The sequence below is a fragment of the Pararhodobacter sp. genome (assembly GCF_034676545.1).
Taxonomy (GTDB): Bacteria; Pseudomonadota; Alphaproteobacteria; order Rhodobacterales; family Rhodobacteraceae; genus Pararhodobacter.
On sequence record NZ_JAUCBZ010000015.1, the window covers coordinates 2,230,211 to 2,256,841 of the forward strand.

Consider the following 26,631-nt stretch of genomic DNA (forward strand, 5'->3'; position numbering starts at 1 on the left):
ACGCAAAATGGCCGGACTGAAAAGCCTGAAAAAGAAGCGCCGTGTGCAGATCATCGTGGTTGCGGCGGTGGCGCTGGCGCTGTCGACGGGGCTGATCGGCTACGCCATGCGTGACGGGATCAATTTCTTCCGGTCGCCCAGTCAGGTGCTTGCCGAGCCGCCAACCGCGAACGAGGTGTTTCGCCTTGGCGGCATGGTCGAGGTGGGCTCCTTGCAGCGCGGACAGGGCGAGGAGATCGCCTTTCGCGTCACCGATTTCTGTCATTCGGTAGAGGTGACCTATCGCGGGATCCTGCCGGATCTGTTCGGCGAAAACGAGGGGACCGTCGCGACCGGGCGTCTGGTCGACGGTGTGTTTCAAGCCAGCGAAATTCTGGCCAAACACGACGAGACCTATATGCCGCGCGAAGTCTCGAATTCGCTCGACGGCAATACCGCTGAAACCGAGCACCCCGAATGTGCCTATCATGGCGCTTACGCAACGTCCGGTGGCGATACCTGACTTGAACCAAGCCTGAGCCATTCTGCCCCCAAATTCCGTGTTTGGAGGGCAGAATGCGTACAGTTATGGACCTCGCCGAAGAAATCGTCGACCGCGAGGGGGGCTTTGTCAACGACCCCAACGACCCCGGCGGCGCCACGAATTTCGGTGTCACCATTCACACCATGCGCCGCCTCGGGCTGGACCTGACGGGCGATGGCGCGGTGGATATCGACGACGTGCGCGCCATGACCCGGGCGCAGGCCGTCGAGATTTTCGTCGAGCATTATTATCACCGCCCGCGCATCGCGGCGCTGCCCGAGGTGCTTCAGCCCTCGGTGTTCGACATGTATGTCAACGCGGGCGGCAATGCGGTGCGCATCCTGCAACGGCTGTTGATCGACATGGGCTATGACATCGACGTCGATGGAGCGATTGGTCCGCAGACCCTGCGCGCCGCACAGTCCGCCGCCTTGGCCGCGCCAGATCATATCGCGGATGCCTATGGCATCGCGCGCCGCGATTATTATTACGGGTTGGGCGACCGCCGCCCGGCAAGTCGGCGCTATGCCAAACGGCGTGATGGTGGCAAAGGCGGCTGGATTTTGCGGGCCGAGGTCTTCATCTCGCCGCGCTATCATCTGAGCGCTGCCGCACATCGGGAAAGGACCGCATCATGGGGCTGATCGCACAGTTTTTCCGGGCGTTGTTCTTGCGGGGTGGTCTGGCCGAATTGGGCCGCGCCGGAACCCAGGTGATTGACGCGGTACGCCCCAATGCGACGCGGCAGTTGCAACTGGGCCACGACGCCTTTACCGCGGTGCAGGCCGAACACGCCGAGGAGTTTCGCAACGCACGCGGCGGCTATTTTGACGCGTTCGTCAATGGCTTGAACCGTTTGCCGCGCCCGATGCTGGCGATCGGGACGCTTAGTCTGTTCATCTATTCGATGGCGGATCCGGCCGGGTTTTCCGTGCGGATGCGGGGGCTTGCGGAAGTGCCAGAGCCTCTGTGGTGGCTTCTGGGGGCGGTCGTGGCGTTTTATTTTGGCGCCCGTGAGACGCATCATCTGCGCGCGCATCGGCCCGTCTCGCCGCGCCGGGTGACGGAGGACGCGACGCCGGCCGAGCCGCGCCCCCCTGAGAATCCGGCGCTGGCGGAATGGCGTCGCCAGAACGTCGATACCGACATAGATCGGAGCTGACCGACTATTGTGTGGGGGCAATCAGGCCCCCGCGCGCAGCGGTCGCAGCGGTGTGATGCGTATTGGCTTTGCCCGGCGGGCGCAGTGCGATATATCCACGGCATGATCGTAGAACTCGGACATTTCGCCCTCATCCTCGCCTTCTGTGCGGCCATTTTGCAAACCATTGTGCCCCTTGTCGGGGCGCATATGCGCTGGGCTGACTGGATGGCCGCGGCCAACCCCTTGGCCAGCATACAATTTTCGCTCATCGCGCTGTCGTTCGGCGCGCTGACCTATGCCTTTGTGACCTCGGATTTCTCGGTCGCGCTGGTGGTGAACAACTCGCACACGCTCAAACCGCTGATGTACAAGATTTCAGGCGTTTGGGGGAATCACGAGGGGTCGTTGCTGCTCTGGGTGCTGATTGTGGCGCTTTTCGGCGCCTGTGCCGCGTGGTTTGGCGGCAATCTGCCCGCGACCTTGCAGGCCCGCGTCCTGGCCGTGCAAGGCTCCATCGGTGTGGCGTTTCTGGCCTTTCTGATTCTCACGTCGAACCCGTTTCTGCGCACGGCCTTTCCGCCATTCGATGGCCGTGATCTGAATCCCTTGTTGCAAGACCCCGGCCTCGCGTTCCATCCGCCGTTTTTGTACCTCGGCTATGTCGGCCTGAGCATGGCATTCAGCTTTGCCGTAGCCGCGCTGATCGAGGGCAAGGTCGATGCCGCCTGGGGCCGCTGGGTGCGTCCCTGGACCCTGGCCGCGTGGATATTCCTGACGATTGGTATCGGTCTGGGATCCTGGTGGGCCTATTACGAGTTGGGCTGGGGCGGGTTCTGGTTCTGGGATCCGGTTGAAAATGCCAGCTTCATGCCCTGGCTCTTTGCCACGGCGCTGCTGCACTCGGCGATTGTCGTGGAAAAGCGCGAATCGCTCAAGGCGTGGACAATCCTGCTGGCGATCCTGGGCTTTGGGTTCTCGCTGATGGGCACGTTTATCGTGCGCTCGGGGCTGATCACCTCGGTCCATGCTTTTGCCAGCGATCCCGAGCGCGGCGTGTTCATCCTGATCATCTTTGCGGTGTTTGTCGGCGGGGCGCTGACCCTGTTCGCGATGCGCGGCGCGGCGCTGGAGGCCAAGGGCGTGTTTGCGCTGGTCAGTCGCGAATCCGCGCTGGTGCTGAACAATGTGTTGCTGGCGGTGGCATCTTTCGTGGTGTTTGTCGGCACCATGTGGCCCTTGGTCTCTGAACTGGCGTTTGGCCGGGTGTTGTCGGTCGGGGCACCGTTCTTCAATGCGGCTTTCACGCCGTTCATGGTGGCCTTGGCCGTGGTTCTACCGATTGGCGCGATCCTGCCGTGGAAGCGCGGCAGCATCGGCAAATCCATCCGCAACCTGTGGGGCGCGGCGCTGTTGGCGATTGCCGTCGGGGCTTTGGTCTGGGTGCTGCAAACCGGCGGGTCGATGTTGGCGCCGGTGGGCCTGTCGCTGGGGCTTTGGCTGATCCTTGGCACATTGGTGGATTTGTGGATGCGCGGCGTGCGGGGCGGTGTCGGCAGCCGGTTGCGTCGCATCATCCGGTTGCCGCGCGCCGACTGGGGCAAGGCGATGGCCCATAGCGGGCTGGGGATCACGATTTTCGCGGTGTCGGCAATGCTGGGCTGGGCCAGCGAAGATATTCGCGTGGCGCAAATCGGTGAGAGCTTCGAGCACGGTGGCTACACCTTCACGCTGACCGATGTGCGCCGCGTGCAGGGGCCGAATTATGTCTCGTCCACCGGGTATGTCGATGTGACGCGCGACGGGGTTCTGGTGACGCAACTCGAGCCCGAAAAGCGCGTCTATCCCGCCGCCGGAATGCCCACCACCGAGGCGGCGATTGATTACGGCTTTACCCGCGACATCTATCTGGCCTTGGGCGATCCGCAGGACGGCGGCGGCTGGGCCTTGCGGACCTATATCAAACCCTTTGCCAATTGGCTCTGGGGCGGGATCCTCATCATGGCTTTTGGGGGCTTGATCTCGTTGACGGATCGGCGCTTCAGGGTCGCGGCGGGGGCGCGCAAAGCACCCGCAAGTGCCACACCGGCGGAGTGAGATGATGCGCAAACTGATCCTGCTGCTGGCGTTCCTCGCGTCTCCTGCCTTCGCGGTTCAGCCCGATGAAATTCTGGCGGATCCGGTGCAGGAAGCGCGCGCGCGCGAAATCACCGCGGTGCTGCGCTGCGTGGTCTGTCGCAACGAAAGCGTGGACGATTCCAACGCCGAGATTGCGCGCGACATCCGTTTGATGGTGCGCGAGCGGATCGTCGCGGGCGATACCAACGAGGAAACGATGCAGTATATGGTCGATCGGTTTGGCGAGTATATCTTGCTGAATCCGACGACCTCGGGGTCGAATCTGGTGCTTTGGCTTGCCGGGCCGATCCTGTTGTTGAGCGGCTTGGGGATTGCCGCGCTGACCTTGCGGCGCAGACGGCCAACGACCGAACCCTTGTCCGACGACGAAGAAGCCCGTTTGGCGCGGATTTTGAACGAGTGACGCAAGGTTGTCTCTAGGCGGGAAAGCGTGCCGCGCACTAAGGTGGTCGCCAAACCGGTCCTCGCTCTGGCCGCTGCATCAAAGGACGTCTCGATGATTTACACCACGCTTACCGTGACCGAAGACAACGGCATTGGCCTGATTGTCATGAACCGCCCGACCTTGATGAATGCGCTGAACGTGCAGATGCGGGCCGAGATCACGGCGGCGGTGCGCGACCTTGGCGCGCGCATGCGGGTCCTGGTACTGACCGGCGAGGGGCGGGCGTTTTGCTCGGGGCAGGATCTGGGCGATGGGGCCTCGGTCAATGAGCTCGATTTCGGGCGCACGCTGCGCGAGGAATACGAACCCATGCTGCGTGCGATTTACGACTGCCCGATCCCGGTGATTGCGGCGGTGAATGGCGCGGCAGCGGGCGCGGGGGCGAACCTTGCGCTGGCGGCGGATGTGGTGATCGCCGCGCAATCGGCGGTGTTTCTGCAAGCTTTCGCGCGCATTGGCCTGATCCCCGACGCCGGTGGCACCTATTGGTTGCCGCGTCTGGTGGGCTTTGCGCGGGCCATGGGGCAATCGCTGTTTGCCGACAAGCTGACCGCCGATGATGCCGCAGCGCAAGGTTTGATCTGGGCGTCCGTGCCAGATGATCAATTCGCCGCGGAATGGCGCCGCCGGGCCGAGCATCTGGCCAACGGTCCGACGCTGACCTATGGCGCGATCAAGAAGGCGCTGCGCAAGAGCATGACCAATGACCTTGATGCGCAGCTTGACCTTGAGGCCCAGTTGCAGGGCGAGGTGGGCAAGACCCGCGATTTTCGCGAGGGTGTGATGGCGTTTCTGGAAAAGCGCCCGGCCAAATTCGAGGGCCGCTAGGCGCGTCGCCCATAATAGAGGCCGACGACATGTTCGGCCTCGGCAAAGAACAACCAGCGGGCGGTCGCCATGCCGATCAGGTGCGCCAGCGTTGCCGCAGCCGTGCTGATCACGGTAAACGGCGCGATCCACAAGATGCCAGAGGGCACGATACAGGCCAAAAGCAGCGCCAGAACGCGCAGTTTCAGCGCGTGTTTGCGGGCCACGACATAGACCATTTCCGTCAGCAAATAGTTCTGCCCGGTATGCGGCGGCTCCAGTTGACGCACCATGCCGCGCGCGCCCAACCCGGTTGCGGTGCCAAGGTCGGACCCCGAGGCCGCGAATTGACGGTCGCCCAGCACCCAATGGCAGGCCAGCGCAACTGCCAGCCAAGGCAACAGGATCAGCGCAAGAAAGGCCATTCCGGCCAATAAGGCCCCTCCGGTCAGGGCCGCGAGCAGAAAGACCGCGGGTGTCGTCCAGTGGTTCCAGCGCGGCACGCTGCGCAACTGGGTGTAGATCATCGCGGTTGCCAGCACGGTTTGCAGACACAACACGCCGCCGATGGCCCCAAAGCCGGTCAAGGGCCGCCCCCAGAACACCAGCCCCGCCGCATGGGGGGCCATGAACAGCAAGGCTGCCGTCGCCAGCACCGCCTCGCGCGAAAGCCAACTGGTGCGCCATTGCGAGAACGCCTTGAGCGCGCGCTCTGGGCGGCCAAGATGAAACGCCGAGGCGGCGAGGCCGATCAGCGTCAAGGCATAGCCCAGACCGAACCACAAGAACGCGGCAAGGCCCGTGGGTTGGATCATGCCAAGCCCCAGAAAGGCCAACAATCCCAAGCCAAGGCCAGAGAGGACAGTGAAAGCGATGACAGAGGGTGCAGGGTGCATCAGAACCTCGACAAAGTGCGGTCAATCCAACCGAGGAAGCCCGAAAGCCCGTCGGTCGAGGGGTCCGGCGTTGCGGCCGGGGCCACGGGCAGGGCGTCGCGTGCGCGCGGTGGCAGGTATTTGTTGACCGGACGTGTGCCTTGTTCTGGCATCAGGTCCATGCCACCCCGCGCGGCGACCAGCTGCGACACGGCACTGTCTGGATCCGAGAAATCGCCAAAATGCCGCGCGCCTGCCGGGCAGGTGCGCACGCAGGCCGGCTCGCGGTCGATCTCGGGCAGGTTTTCATTGTAAATGCGGTCCACGCAGAGGGTGCATTTCTTCATCACCCCCGCCAAGGCGTCCATCTCGCGCGCGCCGTATGGGCAAGCCCAGGCGCAAAGCCCGCAACCGATGCAATCCTGTTCGTTGACCAGCACGATCCCATCCTCGGTGCGTTTATAGCTGGCGCCGGTGGGGCAGACGGTGACGCAGGGCGCATCCTCGCAATGCAGGCAGGATTTTGGGAAATGCACCACCATTGGCGGGGCATCAGGCGCGGAAACCTCGTAGCTGTGCACCCGGTTCAGGAAGGTGCCCACCGGATTCGCGCCATAGGCGTCCATATCCGACAAGGGCGCGCCATAATTCTCGGTGTTCCAGCCCTTGCACGAGACCACGCAGGCATGACAGCCGACGCAGGTGTCAAGGTCGATGACCAACCCCAGCTTGCGCTCGGTGGTGGCGGGAAGGGCGGTCATGCGGGGGCCTTTCCTGCGGGCGCGGTGCCGGTGGACGCGTTGCCATGAGTATTTGGGGCAAGATGAAATCGCATGGATCTATCCCTTTGTCTGTTGCGCCACAGTGGTTGGGCCAAGCCCCACGGGTGAGGCCTGGGCCGCGTGTGCGGGTTCGGAGGGGCCGCCGCGTGGTGCCTTTTCAAGCCTGACGCGCAGGTCGAACCAGGCGGCCTGCCCGGTGACGGGATCGGAATTGCTCCAGCGCAGCCCGTCGCCTTTGGCGGGCAGAAGTTCGCTGATCAAGTGATTGAGCAAAAACCCGTTTTCGGCCTCAGGGGCGTCGGGTGACAAGGCCCAGGCGCCGCGCCGTTTGCCAAGTGCATTCCAGGTCCAGACGGTGTGATCGTTCAGGGCATCCATGCGCGCAACCGGCACTTTGATCGTGCCATTGGCCGAGGTCAGGTAGGCCCAGTCGCCTTCGGAAAACTTGTGCTGCTCCCAGACCTTGCCCGGGACGAACAGCGGATTCACGCCATGGATCTGGCGCAGCCAGGCGTTTTGCGAGCCCCAGGAATGATACATCGCCGCCGGGCGCTGGGTGAGGGCATGAAGCGGGTAGTCGGCGGGGTCAACTTGGGTTTCCTCGAACGGCGGATACCAGAGCGGCAGCGGATCGAGGGTTGCCTTGATCCGGTCGCGCAGGTGGTCCGGGGGTTGGCGCTCGCCATGACCTTCGGCGGCCAGTTGGAATTTGCGCAGCGGCTCGACATAGAGGTTGAACACATAGGGCGCGGCTTTGTCGAACAGGCCGCGCGCCACCGCCCAATCCTGATACGCCTTGTTCCACGGCTTGTAGAATTGCGCGCCCTCGGGAATGTGGTCCGCGTAGAAACCGCCGTTGTCGATGTAGTGCTGCAATTGCGCCGGGTTGGGCGCGCCACGACCCGATCCGGTTCCATCGCCGCGCCAACCCGCCAAGGGGCCGATGCCGGGGCGGCGCTGATGGTTGACGATATAGTCGGCATAATCCGCGTATTTCGCGCGGCCATCGTCCTTGACCATGCCCGGCAGTCCCAGCCGCGCGCCAAGATCCAGCAGCACGGATTGAAAGCCGCGCACATCCCGGTCAGGTTCCACCATCGGCCAGCGAATGGCGTCGTTCATGCTGTCGGGCTCACCAATCGGGCGGTCCAGCAGACTGATGCAATCGTGGCGCTCCAGATAGGTGGTATCGGGCAGGATGAGGTCGGCAAAGGCCACCATTTCCGACGAATAGGCGTCGGAATAGAGGATATGCGGGATCACATAATCGCCGTTTTCATCCCGGTCGGTGAGCATGCGCATCACCTCACTGGTGTTCATCGACGAGTTCCACGCCATATTCGCCATATAGAGGAACAGCGTGTCGATCTTGTAGGGGTCGCCGGCATGAGCGTTCGAGATGACCATATGCATCATGCCATGCGCGGACAGAGGGTTCTCCCAGGTGAACGCCTTGTCGATGCGTTTGGCGGTGTTGTCGGCGTTGATCAGCAGATCCTCTGGGCCTTGCGGATAGCCCAGATGCGGGCCGTCCAGTGGTTTGCCGGGGGTCACATTGGCATGAGGTTTGGGGTGTGCCTCGGGCGGTTTGGGGTAGGGCGGCTTGAAGCGATAGCCGCCGGGCACCTCGACGGAACCCAGCAGGATTTGCAGCATATGCAGCGCGCGGCAGGTCTGGAAGCCGTTGGAATGCGCCGAAATTCCGCGCATCGCATGAAAGCTGACGGGGCGGCCGGTCATGGTCTCGTGGTGCTGACCGCGAAAATCGGTCCAGGGTTGGTCGAGGGTGATCTGTTCTTCAAAGGCCACGCGCGCCAGTTCGGCGGCCACCGCGCGGATTTTGCCCGCGGAGATGCCGCAGCGGTCCGCCACGGCCTCGGGCGCGTGGTCGTTGGATAGATAGCGCTCGGCCATCAGGCGCAGCACCGTTTTGTGCGCCTGCCACTCGGCGGCGGGGTCGGGCTGCACGCCTTTGGCATTCCATGCCGCGGGCTGGCCGGTGCGGCGATCCAGGACCATCGGCACGCCGGTATCGTCGCGCAGGAACAGACCTTTATCCGCGCCGTCCTCGCCGTTCACCAGAAACGGAGCGTTGGTGTAGCGGATCAGATAGTCGAGGTCGATTTTCCCGGCCTTGAACAATTCATGCACCAGCGCGAGAATGAACAACCCGTCCGTGCCCGGTGTGATCCCCAGCCAATCATCCGCCACCGCGTTATATCCGGTGCGCACCGGATTGACCGCGATGACCCGGGCGCCGCGCGCTTTCAGCCTGCCGAGGCCCATCTTGATCGGGTTGGAGTCGTGGTCCTCGGCGACGCCGAAAATCATGAACAGCTTGGTGCGCTCCCAGTCGGGTTGGCCGAATTCCCAGAATGCGCCACCCATGGTATAGATGCCCGCCGCCGCCATGTTGACGCTGCAAAACCCGCCATGCGCTGCGTAATTCGGCGTGCCATAGGCCTGTGCCCACCAGCCCGTCAGGCTTTGCGACTGGTCACGGCCCGTGAAAAATGCCAACTTTTCAGGGGCCGTCTCGCGCAGGGGTTTCAGCCAGGACACGGCCAGATCCAACGCCTCATCCCAGGAAATTTCCTCGAACGCGCCCGAGCCGCGCGGGCCGACCCGCTTGAGGGGTGCGCGCAATCGGGCCGGGCTCAGGTGTTGCATGATCCCGGCGGACCCTTTGGCGCACAAGACCCCCTTGTTTACCGGATGATCACGATTTCCTTCGATATATGCGACACGGCCCGCTTTCATGTGGACATTGATTCCGCAGCGACAGGCACACATATAGCAGGTCGAGCGGCGAATTTCGTCCGAAACCACTGGTGACAGATCTGGCGTTGGTTGGCGCTGCATCTCATCCTCCCCGCCCCGCATCTGCGGGATTCTTGGCCGGTATCGAACAGGTGTTTATCCCGAATGTCCATCGCCGCCAGAGATCAGTTTGAACCGCAGACCCGGATCAAGACCGTGAGATGAGAAAAAAAAACACGCCCGCACTGCCCTTGCGGGGGTCTGACCGGCGGGCTAAGTCTGTGGCAAGGTTTGACTCCTAATGTGGCACCAGCCGCGTAAAAAAATGAGGCCCGAGTGATGCGCGATCCGATTGAAACATACATGAACCTCGTCCCGATGGTCGTTGAACAGACCAGCCGGGGTGAACGCGCCTATGACATTTTCTCGCGTCTGCTCAAAGAGCGGATCATCTTTGTCACGGGACCAGTCCACGACGGCATGTCGACGCTGATTGTTGCGCAATTGCTGCATCTTGAGTCGGAGAACCCCTCGAAAGAGATCTCGATGTATATCAACTCGCCCGGTGGCGTGGTGACGGCGGGGTTGTCGATCTACGACACCATGCAATACATCAAGCCCAAGGTTTCGACCCTGGTGATCGGTCAGGCGGCGTCGATGGGGTCGCTCTTGCTGACGGCGGGCGAAAAAAGGCATGCGCTTCTCGCTGCCCAACAGCCGCGTCATGGTTCACCAGCCGTCTGGCGGTTTTCAGGGGCAGGCGACGGATATCTCGATCCACGCCCGCGAAATCCTGGAACTCAAGGACCGGCTGAACAATATCTATGTCAAGCACACCGGCCAGACGCTGAAAAAGGTCGAGGCGGCGCTGGAGCGTGACAACTTCATGACGGCAGAAGACGCCAAGGATTGGGGTTTGATCGACGAAATCGTCGCAAGCCGCACCAAGGAAGAAACCCCGGCAACGTGAACTGGCTCAGGGGCCGAGGGATGATTTTGGCATTGTCCCCGGCCTCAGGCTAGCCTAACCTTTGCCCCAAAGGCCCGTCAGATGGCCCGAACCGAACACGAGCACGAGGTGTCGAATGGCCAATTCCTCCGGCAATGACAGCAAAAACACGCTGTATTGTTCCTTCTGTGGCAAAAGCCAGCACGAAGTTCGCAAGCTGATTGCGGGCCCGACGGTGTTCATTTGTGATGAATGCGTCGAATTGTGCATGGACATCATCCGCGAAGAGACAAAGGGGTCCGGCTTCAAATCCGCCGATGGCGTCCCGACCCCGCAAGATATCTGTAAAGTTCTGGACGATTATGTGATCGGGCAAGAACGTGCAAAGCGCGTGTTGTCGGTCGCCGTCCACAACCACTACAAGCGTCTGAACTACTCGGGCAAAGCGGGGAAAGCCGGCGAAGTCGAGCTGTCGAAATCCAACATCTTGCTGATCGGCCCAACCGGGTGCGGCAAGACCTTGTTGGCGCAGACGCTGGCACGCATCCTGGACGTGCCGTTCACGATGGCAGATGCCACCACGCTGACCGAAGCCGGTTATGTGGGCGAAGACGTTGAAAACATCATCCTCAAGCTGCTGCAATCGTCCGAATACAACGTTGAGCGCGCGCAACGCGGCATCGTCTATATCGACGAGGTCGATAAAATTACCCGCAAATCCGATAATCCCTCGATCACCCGCGATGTTTCGGGCGAGGGTGTGCAGCAAGCCTTGCTCAAACTGATGGAGGGGACGGTTGCCTCGGTTCCGCCCCAGGGCGGTCGCAAGCATCCGCAGCAGGAATTCCTGCAAGTGGATACGACCAATATCCTGTTCATCTGTGGCGGTGCATTTGCCGGACTCGAGAAGATCATCTCGATGCGCAACAAAGGCACGGCCATCGGGTTTGGCGCCGATATCAAGGATGAATCCCTGCGCACGGTGGGCGAATCCCTGACCCAGTTGGAGCCGGAAGATCTGCTGAAATTCGGGTTGATCCCGGAATTCGTGGGGCGTTTGCCGGTGATCGCGACCTTGACCGATCTCGACGAGGACGCGTTGGTGACGATCCTGTCCGAGCCCAAGAACGCCCTGGTCAAACAATACCAGCGTTTGTTCGAGATCGAAGGCACGGAACTGACCTTTACCGACGACGCGCTGCGGTCCATCGCGCGCCGGGCGATCGGTCGCAAGACGGGTGCCCGTGGTTTGCGGTCGATCATGGAAGATATCCTGCTCGACACGATGTTCGACCTGCCGGCGCTTGAGAATATCGCAGAGGTCGTGGTCAACGAAGAAGCCGTCACATCGGGCGCGCGCCCCTTGCTGATCTATACCGACAGCAAATCCAAGAACGCCTCGTCAGCGGGCTGAAACGCCACGTTTTCAAGACGATAGAAACCGCCCCGACGTTGCAGATCGTCGGGGCGGTTTTCATTTTGAGCAAGGCTCACGGACCAGGTCTCGGCCAGAAAATGTATGATGTTTCAAGGTCAGACAATTGAGGCGGGCGGGCTACCGATAGTCCGCGACTTTCTTGCGCTCGACCTCGATCAGCCGTGGGCCTTTGCCGCTGGCCACCAACGCTGGCAATTCCGCTTCCGAGCAAACATCGTAGCGCAGGTTCGATGACTGCGCCACGGCTTCCATCCCCGGCGGGGTCGGCGTGCAACCCAGAACCTCGGCGTCCGCATCCAGCATTGCACGCGCGATTTCGCCGTAGCCGTGGTTGTTGAACACCACAAAGGTCACATCGAGGTTCTCATCGGCGGCGGTGCACAGTTCACCGGGGTGAAACATCAGGCCGCCATCGCCGATCAGACACACGACCCGGCGTTTCGGTGCCGCCAGTGCCGCACCAATCGCGGCACCCATCGCGTATCCAAGCGCGCCGTATCCGGTCGCGGCATTGAACCAACCACCCGGCACATCATGGCTGTAATACAGGTTTCCCGCGTAAATGGTTTGCGTGGAATCGCCGACCATGAGCAATCCGGGTACGGTATCCCGCAGCGCTTCGAGCAGTCGCACCTCGGCCTTGTAGGGCTCGGTCAACTCGGCAAAAGCCTCAAGCCGAACCGCCGCCGCCCGCTCGGCGCCGCCGTCCACTGGCCGGGGCGGGGCGAGTTTTGGCAGAATTGCCGCGACGTCCGCCTGCAGGGTCAGCGCGGCGTTGTGGCGGGCCAGTTGCGCCCCGTCGATATCAATCCGAATGAGCCGCTGTTGGGCGATCTCGAACGCACCAGTCCCGTAAACGTCATAGTCGGTTGGCCCCAACTCGGACCCCGCGACCAGCACGAGATCCGCGTCGCGGACCAGTTTTCGCACCGCATTCAGGCTGGGGCTGGCGGGAATCGCCAGTGGATGCTCGTGCATCAGGCCGCGCGCATTCGTGGTCAGGACCACGGGCGCGCCCATCGCTTCGGCGAGGGATTGCAGCTCGGATCCCGCTTTGCGACATCCGCCGCCCGCCAGGATCACCGGCGCTTTCGAGGCCCGAATTCGGGCCAGAGCTTTGGCCGGATCAGGCAAAGCCGAAACAGGCGTTGCCAAGGCAACCGCCGCCGGAGCGGGCGAGGTCATCAAATCCAATGGAATCTGCACATGAACCGGCCCGCCGCGGCCCGTCGTCAGGGCGCGTCCGGCTTGGGCCAGCACACCGGGCAGCGCCTTGGGGTCTTCGAGGTGCAAGGCCGGGCCGAGCACGCGGGTCAGCGCGCGTTGGTCGGGCAATTCATGCAGATGCCCAAGGCCGCGCCCCAGGGTATCGCGTTTGTTGACCCCGGAAATGACCAGCATCGGCACCGAATCCGCCCGCGCCTGCGCCATGGGCGTCAAGATATTCGTGACCCCCGGCCCGGTGATGACCAGTGCCACGCCAAATCGGCCCGAGGCCCGCGCGTAGCCATCGGCCATGAACCCGGCCCCGGCCTCGTGGCGGGGCGTGACGTGACGAATGCCTGACCCGGGCAAGGCCCGATACAGTTCGATGGTATGCACGCCGGGGATGCCGAAAATCGTGTCTACACCCATGGATTTCAGCCATTCCACAAGGGTTTGCGCGACGGTCTTCATTTTACATATTCCTCGGCAAAACCACGGATGCGGGCGCAGGCGTCCGCAGTATCATCGTCAGAGGCATTCAGAGCCACGCGCAGCCAGCCCTCGAGCGCCGTGCCAAAGGACGCACCGGGCATGACCGCGACAGCCGTTGTTTCCAACAGCTTAAGCGCAAATGCAACTGAGTCATTGCTCAGGGCGCGAATATCGACCAGGGCGAACATGCCGGCTTCGGGCAAGGTCACCCTCATGCCGGCGATTCCGTCCAGGGCATCGCGGATGATGCGGGCGCGGTTTGCCATGCGGGCGGCCATGCTGCGCGCCAACTCGGGTGGCGAGGCAACGGCCTGCGCGGTCATATCGGCGATGAATGGCTGCGAGCCGAACAGCATGGTTTCGGACAGTGGCAGTGCGCGGGTGCAGAACTCGGCCGGGCCGACCGCCCAGCCAGACCGAAACCCGGGCGCCGCGTGGCTTTTCGAGATGGAGGCGGTGACAATCGTACGGTCCTCGAAAGCGGGATTGGCCAGCGCCGAGGTGTAGATACGCTGATCATGCGTGAGGTCGCCGTAAACCTCGTCCGAGACGATCCACAGGTCATGTTTCCGCGCAACTTCGCCCAAGGCCAGCAGGTCCTCGGGCCGCAAGATCGCCCCTGTCGGATTGTGGGGGGTATTGAGGAAAATCACACGGGTTGAAGGGGTTATGGCGGCTTCTACATCCTCGGCGCGCAGCCGGAACCCGGAATCGGGGCGCAGGGTCACGGCAACGGGCGTTGCGCCGGAGCTGCGCACCAATCCCTCATAAGTGGCATACATCGGGTCGCCCAGAATGACCTCGTCGCCGGGTTCACAGAGCGCGCGGAACACCAGATACAGCGAGGTTTGCGTGCCCGGCAGGCACAGGAACCGATCCTTGCCGACGGGCCGCCCCAAACGGTCGGAATAGCGCGCCGACAGGGCCGTCAAGAGACTGTCCTCGCCGCGCCCATTGGAATACCCGGTGCGCCCCGATTGCATCGACGTGCAGGCGGTTTCAATCAAGCTTGACGGCGTCGGGACGTCGGGTTCACCGATCGTCAGATTGAGGATCCGATGACCCTGTGCCGCGCGTTTGTGGGCGGCGGTGTTCAGGATCCATTTGTCCGAGCCCAGCCCAGCCAGTTGATCGGTGACAGCAGCATATTTCATCTCAAACTCCTTCGAGTTGTAGATTAAGAAGGCGCGAAAAGGCCTTGATTGCAATAGATTTCATCTCGTCTTTTGCGAAGTGTTCCGGCAGCGCGCCAGCTTCGATCCAGAGCCCGTCCAGCAGCGCGTTTCCGGCGATGGCAAGCATGCGGGCGTCGTCGGTCGGGCGGCCCGCGGCGCGCAGGGCGTCGTCGATCAACCGCTGCAACCGGTCGCGAAACTGGACATAGGTGGCCTCGTGCACCACGCGCATCGTGGCGTCGCGCGGCACAAGCTGCATGGACGCGGCCCACAAGGAAACGGCGCGCGGGTCGGTCACCGGCGGCGAGACCGCGTTGATGATGAACCCGGCCAGGCGCGCCAGGGGATCATCGGGCAGCGCGTCCAGATTGGCGGCGCTGGCATCGGTCAAGCCTGTCATCAGGCTTTCATGGGCGGAGGCAACGAGGTCTTCCTTGGTCGCGAAATAGTGCCGGATCAGCCCCGGTGTGACACCCGCGCGCATGGCGATGGCCCGTACGGTGGCGGCTTGCGGGCCGCCCTCGGCGATCAGGTCCAGGGTCGCGGCAATCAGATCGGCGCGGCGGGTTTCCTCACCGGCGCGCACAAACGAGCGCCGGGGTGTCATGCCCGCAGGATCGGGCGCGTCAGGCAGGTGGGGCCACCTTCGCAGGCAATGCACAGCGCGTCGCCCTCGAACACCTGAACCCGGCAGCCGTGCGCCTCCATCAGGGCGCGGGTTTTGGGGAAGCCGTCCACCATGACCACATCCTTGGGTGACAGCATGAGCACATTGAGGCTGAGGCCGTTGGACGCCGCGAACTCGTCTTCGGGCGCATGCAGCAGGGTCCAGCCGCGAGCGGTAAGGTCGGCCCACAGCGCGTAAGGCATCAAGGGCGCGTGGATCAGCGCCATTTTTGGCGCCAGCGGCGAGATCATCGACATCAGGTGCAAGCACGCCGCCGGTCCGGTCCAATAGGGCAGGTCATAGGCCTGAACGCGCATCCCGTGCGGGGCCAGGATCGCGGCGACGGCGTCGATACCGGCCTGGTTGCTGCGCGCGCCGCGGCCGATTGCCAGGGTTTCCGGGTCGATCCAGACGCAATCGCCTGATTCCACGGTGGCGTCGCCCGTCAGCCGGCCGATGACCGGAACGCCGAGCTCGGCATAGGCCGCGACATGGAGGTCGGCTTCGGGAACGCGCAGGGGCTTGCCCATGTTCAGAACGACCGCACCGGCCTGGGTCACGAAGGACGGGTCTTGCACGAACATCGCGTCCGACAGGCCATCCGCTTCGGAGGCCAACCAATGAATTTCGGCGCCCGAGTCTGCCACGATCTCGGCCAGTTTCGCGTGCTGCGCCTGCGCGCGCTCGGGGTTGAACTGTGGCCCGTAATGCCATTCGGTCGGGTCAGCCGCCGCCATGGCGGGGCCGGGGGCGCGCATCATCACCCGCGCCAAAGGTTTCGAACGATCTTGTGCGCCGTAGGTCATGATGATCCACCCTGTAATTATACGGTTGCATAATTACGCGAAATGGTGCCGACTACAAGGGCAAACAAGTCTGTGCAATTGCAATAAAACATGCTTAGTCTGCCTAGAAACAGGCGCCAAACGAGCGCCGTCACAACAGGAGCGACCTCATGAAATCCCTATTCCTTTCAGGCTGTGCAGCCTTGGCCTTGATCGCCGGAACCGCCTCGGCCGATGTCGTACGCGTCGGTATTGCGGCAGAGCCCTATCCACCCTTCGCCGCCCCCGATTCGGCTGGCAATTGGGTCGGCTGGGAAGTCGAGATCATTGCCGCCGTGTGTGAAGCCGCGAACCTCGAATGCGAGCTGACCCCGACCGCGTGGGACGGCATCATCCCCGCGCTGATCTCGGGCCGGATCGACGCCATCATGGCCTCGATGTCGATCACCGATGAGCGTCTGCAAACCATTGATTTCTCTGACCCCTATTACAACACGCCCAGCGTGATCGTCGGCCAGGTCGGGATGGAAATGGATGCCACGCCCGAGGGGTTGGCCGGCATGATCATCGGCGTTCAGGCCTCGACCATTCACCAATCCTACGCCCAGACCTATTTCGGCGAGGGCAGCGAGCTGCGCATCTATCAAACGCAGGATGAAGCCAACCAGGATCTGGCCGCGGGTCGGATTGACGCGACCCAGGCCGACAGCCTTGCGATGGATGATTTCCTGAGCACCGATATGGCGTCGTGCTGCGAGTTGAAGGGCGCCGTTGCGATGGACGAATTGATTCTGGGCTCGGGCATCGGCGCGGGTGTGCGCAAAGGCGATGACGCGCTGCGCGAAGCTATCAACGGCGGAATCGCCGCGATTCTGGCCGATGGCACCTATGACGAGATCACCGCGCGCTACTTCGCGACCTCGATTTACGGCCACTGAGCTTGCTGGACTGGCTCTATCACCTGTGGCCGGGGCTTGAAGCCTCGGTCGCGCTCTTGTCGCTCGACCCTCCGGGGTGGGGCGGCAATCTGTTGCGCGGGGCCGGGAACTCCATCATCATTGCGCTGGGGGCGTTTACCCTGGGTGGGGTGATCGGCATCGGCGGCGCGCTGGGGAAGCTGAGCGGCGGTCCGGTTACCCGTGACTTGCTTTCCGTGTACACCACCGTTGTGCGGGCCGTCCCCGAGCTGATCCTGATTTTGCTGCTCTATTACGCCGGCACGGATCTGCTCAACCAGTTGTTGCAGGCCTTTGGCTATCGACCAATCGAAATATCGGGCCTTGTGGCCGGGATTGGTGTGCTGGGCATTGTGCAGGGCGCTTATGCGACCGAGGTTCTGCGCGGTGCCATTCAGGCCGTACCCAAAGGCCAGGTCGAAGCCGCACGCGCCTATGGGTTGACACCGTTTCAGACCTTCCGCCGGGTCACCTTTCCGGCGATGTTGCCGCTGGCGCTGCCCGGATTGTCGAACCTGTGGCTGATTGCCACCAAAGATACTGCGCTTCTGGCGATTGTCGGGTTCTCGGAACTGACGCTGGAGACCCGCCAGGCGGCGAGCTCCACGCGGGCGTATTTCACCTTCTTCCTCGCGGCGGGTGCGTTGTATCTGATCATGACGCTGGTCTCGGGCCGGTTTTTCGGCTGGATCGAGACGCGGTTCCGGCGTCATCAGGTGGGCGCGCGCGCATGACGCGGGAGTTCTGGCAACCGCACCGGATCGGACTGATCCTCGCCGCCCTTGCCCTGTGCATCTGGGCAGGGGTCGCGTTGCGCTGGGACTGGATCCCGCGCTATGCCGGGCTGGGTCTGGAGGGGTTGTGGCGCACGCTGTGGCTTTTGGGCCTGTCCCTGCTGATCGGGTTTGCGATGGCGGTGCCCTTGGGACTGGCACAGGCGGCGGGGCCGCGGATCCTGGCGGTCCCGGCGCGGTGGTTCTGCACGATGGTGCGCGGAACGCCGCTGCTGTTGCAGATCTGGCTGATCTATTTCGGTCTGGGCAGCCTTTTCCCGCAATTCCCGGCCATTCGGCAGTCGGAACTGTGGCCCTATCTGCGTCAGGCGTGGCCCTATGCGTTGCTGGCACTCAGCATCAGCTATGCCGGATACGAGGGCGAGGTGATGCGGGGCGCGTTCAAATCCGTGCCACACGGCCAGTTGGAATCGGCGCGTGCTTTTGGATTGAGCCGCTGGGCTGTGTTCCGGCGGATCTGGCTGCCGCAAGCTCTGGCGCGGTCACTGCCGACCCTGGGCGGCGAGGCGATCTTGCAACTCAAAGCCACGCCTCTGGTGGCGACGATCACGGTGATCGAGATCTATGCCGTCGCCAGCCGCGTGCGGCAGGATACGTTCATCATCTATGAGCCATTGTTGCTTTTGGCCGTGATCTATTTGGCGATTGCCGGTCTGATCGCGCTGGCGTTCCGCTGGTTGGAACGCCGCTACAGGCCGGGGTTGGGATAAGAGGGATTTGTCCGCGCTCTGGGCGGACGTCGCTTGGGCCCCATCGAGGGGCCGCGCGCGCCGGCGGTTTTCGGACCGCGGCCGACTGGAAGGGTTTTCCACCCTTCCAGACCAACCCGAGGATATTTCCGGAACAAAGACAGGTTCAGAACAGGATCGACGCGCCATGCGTTGAGTCCGAGGCATTGCCGCGCAATCGCGCAAAGAGGTCGCGCCCGCAGCCCCAGTCGTTGGCGCTGAGGTCGGCGGTCACGGGGGTGCGCTTTGCGAAGTCCGGGGCCAAGACGTCAAGGTCGCCGGTGGTTGCGTCGAGGCGCACCATGTCCCCATCCTGGACGCAGGCAATCGGTCCGCCCTTGGCCGCCTCGGGTGCCATGTGGATTGCGGCGGGGACCTTGCCGGAGGCGCCCGACATGCGGCCATCCGTGACCAGGGCGACCTTGAGGCCGCGGTCTTGCAGCACCGCCAGAAGCGGGGTGAGGCTGTGCAATTCGGGCATACCATTTGCGCGCGGCCCCTGAAAGCGCACCACCACAACGGTATCGCCAGTGAATTCGCCAGCCTTGAACGCGGCTTTCACCTGCTCCTGGTCCGAGAAAACCCGGGCCGGGGCCTCGATGATCTGGCGCGATGGGTCCACGGCCGAGGTCTTGATCACGCCGCGCCCCAGGTTGCCGTTCAGCTGGGTCAACCCGCCATGCGGTTGAAAGGGGTCGGCGACCGGGCGCAGGATGCGATCGTTGAGGGTTTCGCGTGGGCCGTCGGTCCAGGTCAGCGTGCCGTCAATCAGTTTCGGTTCGCGGGCATAAAGGCCAAGGCCGCTGCCCGCCACGGTTTCCACATCCTCGTGCAGCAAGCCTGCATCGAGCAATTGGCCGATCATATAGGCCAGCCCGCCCGCGGCATGAAAGTGGTTTACATCGGCCAGTCCGTTTGGATAGACCTTGGCCATCAGCGGCACGGCCTTCGCGATATCCGCGAAATCGTCGAGTTCGAGATGGATCCCTGCGGCATGCGCCATCGCGGGCAGATGCAGCACCAGATTGGTGGAGCCGCCGGTGGCCATCAACCCGACCAAGCCGTTGACAAAGGCCTTTTCGGTCAGGATATGCCCGGCCGGGCGCCAGTCATTCCCAAGGTTGGTGATGGCGGCGGCGCGGCTGACGGCGGCGCGGGTCATCGCCGCGCGAATTTCGGTGCCGGGATTGACAAAGGCCGAGCCGGGCAGTTGCAGACCCATGAATTCCATCAACATCTGGTTGGTGTTGGCGGTGCCGTAAAAGGTGCAGGTGCCCGGTCCGTGATACGAGGCCATTTCGGCGGCCATCAGATCCTCGCGCGTTGCCTTGCCAGCGGCAAACTCCTGACGCACCTTGGCTTTTTGATCATTGGGCAGGCCCGAAGTCATCGGACCCGCCGGCACCAACACCGCCGGGACATGCCCGAAACTGGCCGCGGCGATCACCAGACCGGGGACGATCTTGTCGCAGACGCCCAGCCAAAGTCCGGCGTCGAAACAGTCATGTGACAGGGCGACCCCGGCGGCCAAGGCGATGGCATCGCGCGACATCAGCGACAGTTCCATCCCCGCGCGACCTTGCGTGACCCCGTCGCACATGGCGGGAACGCCGCCGGCAACCTGCGCGGTAGCGCCGGCAGCTTTGGCCGCCTCGCGGATCAGCGCGGGATAAGCCTCATAGGGCTGATGCGCCGAGAGCATGTCGTTATACGCGGTGACGATGCCGAGATTGGGGGCGCGATCCGCGGCCAGACTTGCCTTGGCGTCGCCCGAGGCCGCATAGGCATGGGCCGCATTCGAGCAGGAGAGATGCGCGCGGGCCGGGCCTTGACCTGCGGCACGGTTCAAGCGCTCCAGATAAGCCGTACGGCTTGAGCGGGAACGGTCGATGATCCGTTGGGTCACGGAGCCAATTCGGGAATCGAGTGTCATGTCGGAGCCTTCGCAATTTCGCGCATGGTATAGACTGATACCGCTAACATTGCAAGCGGCAGGGGAGCCTTGCAAGCCGTGCAACTCGGGTCTGTCAATTTGGGCCTACTGGTTCGCTGCGGCGCGGCATAGCTATGCACCACGGGAGATTGCGGGGGACGGCCCCGAGAACGGTACCCGAAAGGAACTCTGAGAATGACCGAGAACAGTTTCGATTTCAAGCACACGGACTTGATGGCAATTGAGCGCCGTGCCCAGGCAATGCGCGCCCAGGCGGTGGCAGAGATGGTTCGCGCGTTGCGGGCCGCAATCGTCGCCCGGTTGCAACGTTCACCCAAAACCCGCGCTGCGTAACCCGCGCACCCACATCATCTGACGTCTTGCCCTTGAACGCTCCGCCCGGTCGCATCCGGTGCGGGGCGTTGTCGCTTTGCGCTTTCTCAATTTGCCGCGGGGCGCTATTTGGGGGTGTCCAGCCCAAAGGAAACCGTGCCATGTCCACCGATACATCGACCCGCGCCGTTGTGCGCCTGCGCCCAAAGGCCGAAGCCCGTGCCATTCGTCATGGCTTTCCCTGGGTCTATGCCGATGAACTGGTGATGGACCGTCGCACGCAAGCCTTGGCAGCGGGCAGTCTGGCGATCCTCGAGGATGCCGATCGCACGCCGATGGGGCTGGTAACGGTCAACACCAACTCGAAAATCAGCGCCCGGATGCTGGACCGCGATCCCGAGGCGGTGATTGATCAAGCCTGGCTGGAGGCCCGGTTGGCCCATGCACTGGCGCTGCGGGACCGTTGTTTTGCGACGCCGTATTACCGTCTGGTCCATGCCGAGGCCGATGGGTTGCCCGGAGTCGTGATCGACCGCTTTGGCGATGCCGCGGTGATCCAGCCCAATGCGGCTTGGGCGGAAACCCATTTGGATCTGTTGGTTGACGCATTGATGACGGTGACGGGCGTGAAAAACGTCGTCAAGAACGGCTCGGGGCGGTCGCGTTCGTTCGAGGGTCTGGCCGATGAAACCCTGATCCTGCGCGGCGCGTTGGATGGTCCGGTGCCGGTGCCGATGAATGGCGCGGTCTATATGGCCGATCTGCTGGGCGGGCAGAAAACCGGCCTGTTCCTCGATCAACGCGACAACCACGCCTTTGCCGCGCGGCTTGGCGCGGGTGGTCGGGTGCTGGATGTGTTCAGCCATGTCGGCGGCTTTAGCCTTGCGGCTTTGGCGGCGGGCGCGACCAGTGCCTTGGCGATTGACGGCTCTGAACCGGCCTTGGCCTTGGCGCAAAAGGGGGCCGAGGCGATGGGGGTTGGTGAAAAGCTCACCCTGCGCCACGCCGACGCCTTTGAAGCGCTCGAGGCTTTGGCCGCCGAGGGGCAGGTGTTTGATCTCGTGGTCTGCGATCCGCCCGCTTTTGCGCCGCATAAAAAGGCGCTTGAGGCCGGGCTGCGCGCCTATGAGCGGGTTGCGCGTCTGGCCGCGCCGCTGGTGGCGCCGGGCGGCTACCTGATGTTGTGCTCGTGCTCCCATGCCGCCGATCTGACGCAATTCCGCAACGCCTCGGCGCGCGGCATTGGTCGGGGTGGGCGGCGCGGGCAGTTGATCCACACCGGGTTCGCCGGGCCGGATCATCCGATGTTGCCGCAATTGGCGGAAAGCGGATACCTCAAGGCGCTGGCCTTCCGGCTTGATGCCTAGGGTCTTTCTGGACACCTGCGTTCTCTATCCGCCAATCATGCGCACTCTGCTGCTGGGGTTGGCGGATGCGGGGGTGTTTGATCCGCTGTGGTCCGATGGCGTGGCGGCGGAATGGCTGCATGTCACGGCACAAAAGGGCCAACCGGGCGCGCCCGAGGCCTTGGCGCGCATGGCGGCGCGCTGGCCCGAGGGCGTGACCCCGGCGGGCAACCCTGAGATTCTCGATCTGCCCGATGCCAATGACCGCCACGTTCTGGCCGCCGCAATTGCGGGCGGGGCCGACGGCCTTGTGACCCTGAACCTGCGCGATTTTCCCCCTCGGGCGACCGATCCGCATGGCCTGCGCGTACAGGCCCCCGATCCGTTTGTCATGAATCTCTGGCTGGAAAATCCCGCGGTCGTCGAGGGGCAGGTGGCCCAGATCTGGCCGGGGCTGCAAGGCCGCGATCTGCGCAACGCCTTGAAGCGCGCCCGTCTGCCGCGACTGGGCAAGGCCTTGGAGCATGACTGACGCTTAATAGCCCAGGGCGCAGCCGTCCTTGCGCGGGTCCGACGCCCCGATCAGCACGCCGCGCGGATCCAGGACAATCGCCTGCGCGCCGCCCAAAGGCTCATCCGACCAGCGCATGTCATGGCCCTTGTCCGCCAGGGCGGCAAAGACCGCGGCCTCATAGCCGGTTTCCAACGCCATACCCGTCTTGCCCGAGAACAACCCGGAAAAGGCGCGCGGCGCGTCAATCGCGCTTTGCGCCTCCATCCCGTAATCCACCAGATTCGACACCAGCCGCGCGTGGCCGCAGGGCTGATACGCGCCGCCCATCACCCCGAACGGCATGATCACCCGGCCATTCTGGCGCTGCATCGCCGGGATGATCGTGTGCATTGGCCGCTTGCCGCCCGCCGCCTCGTTGGGGTGGCCCGGTTCCAGCGTGAACCCTGCGCCCCGGTTCTGAAACGCCACGCCAAACCGCTGTGACGCCAACCCGGCACCAAAACTGTGAAAAATCGAATAAATCAACGAGACGGCCATGCGATCCTTGTCGACCACCGTGATATACACCGTGTCGCGGTGGATCTGTTCGGTCAGCGGCGCAACCTCGGCCAATGCGCGGTTCGGGTCGATCAACCCCGCCAACCGTTGCGCCGTTTCGGGGGCCAGCATATGCGCCAGCCTGGTGGTGAAATCGCCATCCGCCAGAAACCGGTTGCGCGCGTCATAGGCCAGCCGCGTGGCTTCGGCCTCCAGATGTGCGCGTTCCGCGCCAAGCGGGTCCATCCTTGGCAGATCGAACTGCGCCAGGATGTTCAACAGCAGATTGGCCGTCGCCCCTTGGCCGTTTGGTGCGTGTTCGATCAACTCGAGGCCCCGATACGGGCTGCTGATCGGGTCACTGTAGTCGCTGCAAACGGCGGCCATATCGTCAAGCGTGTGACAGCCACCCAAGGCGCGAAGGCTCTGGATGAGATCCTCGGCAACCTCGCCGGTATAGAACCCGTCGCGCCCCGCGCGCGCGATGCGGCGCAGGACCTCGGCCTGACCCGGCGCGGCAAAGCGATCGCCCACCTTTGGGGCGCTCCCGCCCGGCAGGAAATGCCGCCGCGCATCGCCCTGCAAACCGTCCTTTTCGGCCCAATCCAGCGCCACGCGGGGGGCCACGGGCACGCCTTGTTCGAAATATCCGATGGCCGGGGCCAGCACTTGCGCCAGGTCCAACTGTCCCCAATCGGTGTTCAGGCGGCAAAAGGCATCGACCGCGCCGGGCATGGTTACCGCCTCAACACCATAAGTCGGCACCGCCGACAGGCCCCGATCCCGCATGGCCTGCGCGTTCAGCCCAGCGGGCGCACGGCCAGAGCCATTCAACGCCACCACATCCTCGCGGCCTGCGGGCTTCACCAGGACAAAACAATCGCCGCCCAATCCGGCCATTTGCGGCTCCAGCAGTCCCAGCAAAACCCCGGCGCCAATCGCCGCATCAACGGCGTTTCCGCCCTCGCGCAGCAGTTGAATGGCGACCTGTGCGGCCAGCGGGTGCGAGGTGGCGACCATGCCGTTTTGCGCGTAAACGGCGGAACGTCCGGGGCGTTGAAAGTCGCGCATAGGTCAGGCTCCTGCATGATTTTCACGCAGAATAGTCGATGCGCGGGAAAACTGAACCGGAAAAGAAAAAGAGGTCGACCCAATCGGGCCGACCTCTGAGCGACCGCCGATGCCTGGGCCAAAACCAGCTTCAAGCGCGACATGTCGCAGATTTGGGCTTGACGCGCGTCGGTGCTCTGGCTGCCGAAAATCACCCCCACCCAAGCGACGACGCACAAGGCGCACGGCTCGGGCAACGGTTGGCAAACACTGGCCGCACGATCCCCCCGACAAACGTTGATCTAAAAAGCATACGTCATTGGATACTGCAACGTTAGCAGGATTCGCCGGACCCGGCTTCACCCATATGGGTTAAAAGGCACTCGTCAGGCGTATCATTTTGCGACACACTGACACGCAGACCGAGTCATGGGGATGCTGGCCATGGACAAGTTGACCCACGCAAACACCGACACTGATCTCGAACGGGCGCGCCTGATCGGCAGCATTTATGAAACCGTGCTGAACCCTGAGCATTTCGACGTTTTCATGCATGACTGGTCCAGCTATGTGGATCAAGCGGCGCGTCGGTTGGGCGAATTGCAGGTCGGCGCGGGCAATGCCGGGCGCTTGGTGAATGATCCGATTGTCGAGGCTCATTTCCAGCGCGCCTTCTCGTTGTTCGAACGCATGGGCCGCGGCGAAGACTCCCCGGATCCCGGATTCGAGGGGCGGGTGCCGCTTGTGCGGTTGGGGCGTCGCGGGGTGATCACCGACCTGACCGCCGAGGCCGAGGCCCTGTTTGGTGCTGCCCCCAGCCTGGCGTCGATCTACGACGCGCTGGATCGTGATAGCGCGACGCGGCTGTCGGCCTTCCTGACAACCTTCGAGCGCGCGCCTGCCTCGGGCCGGTTCGTTGTGTTGTCTCTGGCGCCGACCGCCGACACGATGCCGCTTGACATGCCGGGGGGCGGGCTGATTGCGGCGGTAACCTGCCGTGCGTCAGGGGGCGACGGGTTTGTCGCGGAACTGCGACCCTTGGCGATTGGCTGGTCAACCGGCCTCGCCGGGGTTTTGTCGGATTCGTTCAACCTCACCCCGCGCGAGGTTGAACTGGTGCATGAACTCTCGCAGGGCGGTGATCTGGCGGCCATTGCCGAACGGGTTGATCGGTCTCTCAACACCTTGCGGGCGCAGTTGAAATCGGTGTTTGCGAAAACCAGAACCGGGTCTCAGTCCGAGTTGATGCGCTTGGTGGCGGTGCTGGTGCTGCATGGCCCGACCACCGAGGCACCCGTTGATCCGGGTCTCAGCACCACGCGCGAACACCGGATCGACCTTGGCAATGGTCAATTCTTGCCGATACACACCCTTGGCCCCGAGGACGGGCTGCCGGTGATCTTCCTCCACGGTATGCTCGAAGGTCTGGGCGTGTTGCAACGGATCGGATCGGCGCTGGAGGCCGAAAATCTGCGGCTGGTTGCCCCGGTGCGCCGCAACTATGGCCAGTCGATCCATGACCCTCGGATCAAGGAAGCGCCTGAAATCTTTGCCCATGATCTTGCGGTCATCCTGCAAAAGCTGGGCATTGAACAATGTGTCGTTGTCGGGCACATGGCCGGCGGCATCTACGCCTTTGCCGCGGCCGCCCATTTGCCAGACAAGGTTGTCGGGGTGTTCAACGTTTCCGGCTGCGTCCCGATCAAAACCATCGAGCAATTCTCCTCCATGACACCGCGCCAACGCGCGGTTGCCTATACCGCCCGTTTTGCGCCCGCACTGTTGCCGGCCGTCTTGCGCGCCGGAATTGCCCGCATCGACAGCACCGATGTCAAACGCTTCATGGTGCCGCTTTATCCCGAGGGAACACGCGACCGCGCCACCGTCGAGAACCCCAGGATCGCGGCCGCCCTGATCGATGGCTACCGGTTCACCGTGGCACAAGGCATCGTCGCGTTTCAGGTTGATTCATGGCACGTCACCCGCAATTGGGGCGATCTGGTCGCCGGCTGCACCTGCCCGGTGTCCCTGATCCATGGACAGTTGGACCCGGTCGTGACGATTGGCAGCGTGCGCGACTTTGCACGGTCGAACCCTCGTGTCACCCTGAACGAGATCCCGCGTGAGGGGCAGTTGGTGTTCCACGCGCGTCCCGACATGGTGATCAAATGTCTCGCCAGGTTCGCGCGCACCTGCCTGAACGTTGCGCCGCCTTAGCGCCGGGTTGTACTGTGCCCCATTCCACCCCATGTTTCA

The 26,631-nt window shown here is 63.3% G+C and carries 23 protein-coding genes and 1 pseudogene; 15 read left to right on the forward strand and 9 right to left on the reverse strand.

Going from position 1 to position 26,631, the window contains the following annotated elements; translation table 11 throughout:
• Window positions 1-7 precede the first annotated feature (7 nt).
• The 6 genes from ccmE to VDQ28_RS14535 all read left to right on the forward strand — a co-directional run bounded on the left by ccmE (window position 8) and on the right by VDQ28_RS14535 (window position 5,076).
• Complete coding sequence (gene ccmE / locus VDQ28_RS14510; RefSeq protein ID WP_323036613.1) at window positions 8-502, forward strand: cytochrome c maturation protein CcmE; 495 nt, start codon at window positions 8-10, stop codon at window positions 500-502.
• A 53-nt stretch (window positions 503-555) separates the two neighbouring features.
• On the forward strand, window positions 556-1,167 hold the full coding sequence (locus tag VDQ28_RS14515; RefSeq protein WP_323036614.1) for a holin-associated N-acetylmuramidase: 612 nt from the start codon (window positions 556-558) through the stop codon (window positions 1,165-1,167).
• Window positions 1,158-1,685 (forward strand): holin family protein, encoded by a 528-nt coding sequence (locus VDQ28_RS14520; protein WP_323036615.1) that lies wholly within the window; start codon window positions 1,158-1,160, stop codon window positions 1,683-1,685. The genes VDQ28_RS14515 and VDQ28_RS14520 overlap by 10 nt, the downstream gene beginning before the upstream one ends.
• Window positions 1,686-1,787: 102 nt before the next feature.
• A complete protein-coding gene (locus VDQ28_RS14525; RefSeq protein WP_323038133.1) occupies window positions 1,788-3,761 on the forward strand; it encodes a heme lyase CcmF/NrfE family subunit in 1,974 nt (657 codons plus the stop codon).
• 4 nt (window positions 3,762-3,765) lie between these two features.
• A complete protein-coding gene (locus tag VDQ28_RS14530; RefSeq protein ID WP_323036616.1) occupies window positions 3,766-4,206 on the forward strand; it encodes a cytochrome c-type biogenesis protein in 441 nt (146 codons plus the stop codon).
• A gap of 93 nt (window positions 4,207-4,299) precedes the next feature.
• Window positions 4,300-5,076, forward strand: a complete 777-nt coding sequence (locus VDQ28_RS14535; RefSeq protein ID WP_323038134.1) for an enoyl-CoA hydratase-related protein — start codon at window positions 4,300-4,302, stop codon at window positions 5,074-5,076.
• Here VDQ28_RS14535 and VDQ28_RS14540 read toward each other — a convergent pair.
• From VDQ28_RS14540 to VDQ28_RS14550, 3 genes are all read right to left on the reverse strand, one after another.
• Complete coding sequence (locus tag VDQ28_RS14540; RefSeq protein ID WP_323036617.1) at window positions 5,073-5,951, reverse strand: dimethyl sulfoxide reductase anchor subunit family protein; 879 nt, start codon at window positions 5,949-5,951, stop codon at window positions 5,073-5,075. The two genes, VDQ28_RS14535 and VDQ28_RS14540, sit on opposite strands and share 4 nt — an antisense overlap.
• Window positions 5,951-6,691, reverse strand: coding sequence for a 4Fe-4S dicluster domain-containing protein (locus VDQ28_RS14545; RefSeq protein WP_323036618.1), 741 nt, complete (start codon window positions 6,689-6,691; stop codon window positions 5,951-5,953). The genes VDQ28_RS14540 and VDQ28_RS14545 overlap by 1 nt, the downstream gene beginning before the upstream one ends.
• Before the next feature lie 78 nt (window positions 6,692-6,769).
• Window positions 6,770-9,574 carry a molybdopterin-dependent oxidoreductase gene (locus tag VDQ28_RS14550; RefSeq protein WP_323036619.1) on the reverse strand — a complete coding sequence of 935 codons (2,805 nt, stop codon included), beginning with the start codon at window positions 9,572-9,574 and terminating at the stop codon, window positions 6,770-6,772.
• A 237-nt stretch (window positions 9,575-9,811) separates the two neighbouring features.
• On the opposite strand from VDQ28_RS14550, the pseudogene clpP reads away from it, so the two are divergent.
• Together clpP and clpX are read left to right on the forward strand one after the other, a co-directional pair.
• Window positions 9,812-10,442: pseudogene (gene clpP / locus VDQ28_RS14555) on the forward strand (ATP-dependent Clp endopeptidase proteolytic subunit ClpP).
• Window positions 10,443-10,557: 115 nt separating this feature from the next.
• A complete protein-coding gene (gene clpX, locus VDQ28_RS14560) occupies window positions 10,558-11,835 on the forward strand; it encodes an ATP-dependent Clp protease ATP-binding subunit ClpX (protein ID WP_323036620.1) in 1,278 nt (425 codons plus the stop codon).
• Window positions 11,836-11,976: 141 nt separating this feature from the next.
• Here clpX and VDQ28_RS14565 read toward each other — a convergent pair whose 3' ends face one another.
• The 4 genes from VDQ28_RS14565 to VDQ28_RS14580 are packed head-to-tail and all read right to left on the reverse strand — an operon-like array spanning window position 11,977 to window position 16,205.
• On the reverse strand, window positions 11,977-13,536 hold the full coding sequence (locus VDQ28_RS14565; protein ID WP_323036621.1) for a 5-guanidino-2-oxopentanoate decarboxylase: 1,560 nt from the start codon (window positions 13,534-13,536) through the stop codon (window positions 11,977-11,979).
• Window positions 13,533-14,711 (reverse strand): pyridoxal phosphate-dependent aminotransferase, encoded by a 1,179-nt coding sequence (locus tag VDQ28_RS14570; protein WP_323036622.1) that lies wholly within the window; start codon window positions 14,709-14,711, stop codon window positions 13,533-13,535. Before VDQ28_RS14570 ends, VDQ28_RS14565 begins: the two co-directional genes overlap by 4 nt.
• A 1-nt stretch (window position 14,712) precedes the next feature.
• Complete coding sequence (locus VDQ28_RS14575) at window positions 14,713-15,339, reverse strand: TetR/AcrR family transcriptional regulator (protein ID WP_323036623.1); 627 nt, start codon at window positions 15,337-15,339, stop codon at window positions 14,713-14,715.
• Window positions 15,336-16,205 (reverse strand): dimethylarginine dimethylaminohydrolase family protein, encoded by an 870-nt coding sequence (locus VDQ28_RS14580; protein WP_323036624.1) that lies wholly within the window; start codon window positions 16,203-16,205, stop codon window positions 15,336-15,338. The genes VDQ28_RS14575 and VDQ28_RS14580 overlap by 4 nt, the downstream gene beginning before the upstream one ends.
• A gap of 149 nt (window positions 16,206-16,354) precedes the next feature.
• On the opposite strand from VDQ28_RS14580, the gene VDQ28_RS14585 reads away from it, so the two are divergent.
• The 3 genes from VDQ28_RS14585 to VDQ28_RS14595 are packed head-to-tail and all read left to right on the forward strand — an operon-like array spanning window position 16,355 to window position 18,644.
• Window positions 16,355-17,122: a transporter substrate-binding domain-containing protein gene (locus VDQ28_RS14585; protein WP_323036625.1), complete on the forward strand. Its 768-nt coding sequence runs from the start codon at window positions 16,355-16,357 to the stop codon at window positions 17,120-17,122.
• A 2-nt stretch (window positions 17,123-17,124) separates the two neighbouring features.
• The gene (locus VDQ28_RS14590; protein WP_416349386.1) at window positions 17,125-17,874 is read left to right on the forward strand and encodes an ABC transporter permease; all 750 of its coding nucleotides are present in this window, start codon (window positions 17,125-17,127) and stop codon (window positions 17,872-17,874) included.
• The gene (locus tag VDQ28_RS14595; RefSeq protein ID WP_323036626.1) at window positions 17,871-18,644 is read left to right on the forward strand and encodes an ABC transporter permease; all 774 of its coding nucleotides are present in this window, start codon (window positions 17,871-17,873) and stop codon (window positions 18,642-18,644) included. The genes VDQ28_RS14590 and VDQ28_RS14595 overlap by 4 nt, the downstream gene beginning before the upstream one ends.
• Before the next feature lie 145 nt (window positions 18,645-18,789).
• Here VDQ28_RS14595 and edd read toward each other — a convergent pair whose 3' ends face one another.
• Complete coding sequence (edd, locus tag VDQ28_RS14600; protein WP_323036627.1) at window positions 18,790-20,595, reverse strand: phosphogluconate dehydratase; 1,806 nt, start codon at window positions 20,593-20,595, stop codon at window positions 18,790-18,792.
• Window positions 20,596-20,790: 195 nt separating this feature from the next.
• Here edd and VDQ28_RS14605 point away from each other — a divergent pair, with 195 nt between their 5' ends.
• From VDQ28_RS14605 to VDQ28_RS14615, 3 genes are all read left to right on the forward strand, one after another.
• Window positions 20,791-20,949, forward strand: a complete 159-nt coding sequence (locus tag VDQ28_RS14605; protein ID WP_323036628.1) for an RSP_7527 family protein — start codon at window positions 20,791-20,793, stop codon at window positions 20,947-20,949.
• A 140-nt stretch (window positions 20,950-21,089) separates the two neighbouring features.
• Window positions 21,090-22,295 carry an RSP_2647 family RNA methyltransferase gene (locus VDQ28_RS14610; RefSeq protein ID WP_323036629.1) on the forward strand — a complete coding sequence of 402 codons (1,206 nt, stop codon included), beginning with the start codon at window positions 21,090-21,092 and terminating at the stop codon, window positions 22,293-22,295.
• A gap of 37 nt (window positions 22,296-22,332) precedes the next feature.
• Window positions 22,333-22,806, forward strand: coding sequence for a PIN domain-containing protein (locus VDQ28_RS14615; protein WP_416349387.1), 474 nt, complete (start codon window positions 22,333-22,335; stop codon window positions 22,804-22,806).
• 3 nt (window positions 22,807-22,809) lie between these two features.
• Here VDQ28_RS14615 and VDQ28_RS14620 read toward each other — a convergent pair whose 3' ends face one another.
• Window positions 22,810-24,396, reverse strand: coding sequence for a gamma-glutamyltransferase family protein (locus tag VDQ28_RS14620; protein WP_323036631.1), 1,587 nt, complete (start codon window positions 24,394-24,396; stop codon window positions 22,810-22,812).
• Between the two features lie 423 nt (window positions 24,397-24,819).
• Between VDQ28_RS14620 and VDQ28_RS14625 the strand changes: the two genes are divergently transcribed.
• Complete coding sequence (locus tag VDQ28_RS14625) at window positions 24,820-26,592, forward strand: alpha/beta fold hydrolase (protein ID WP_323036632.1); 1,773 nt, start codon at window positions 24,820-24,822, stop codon at window positions 26,590-26,592.
• Window positions 26,593-26,631 lie beyond the last annotated feature (39 nt).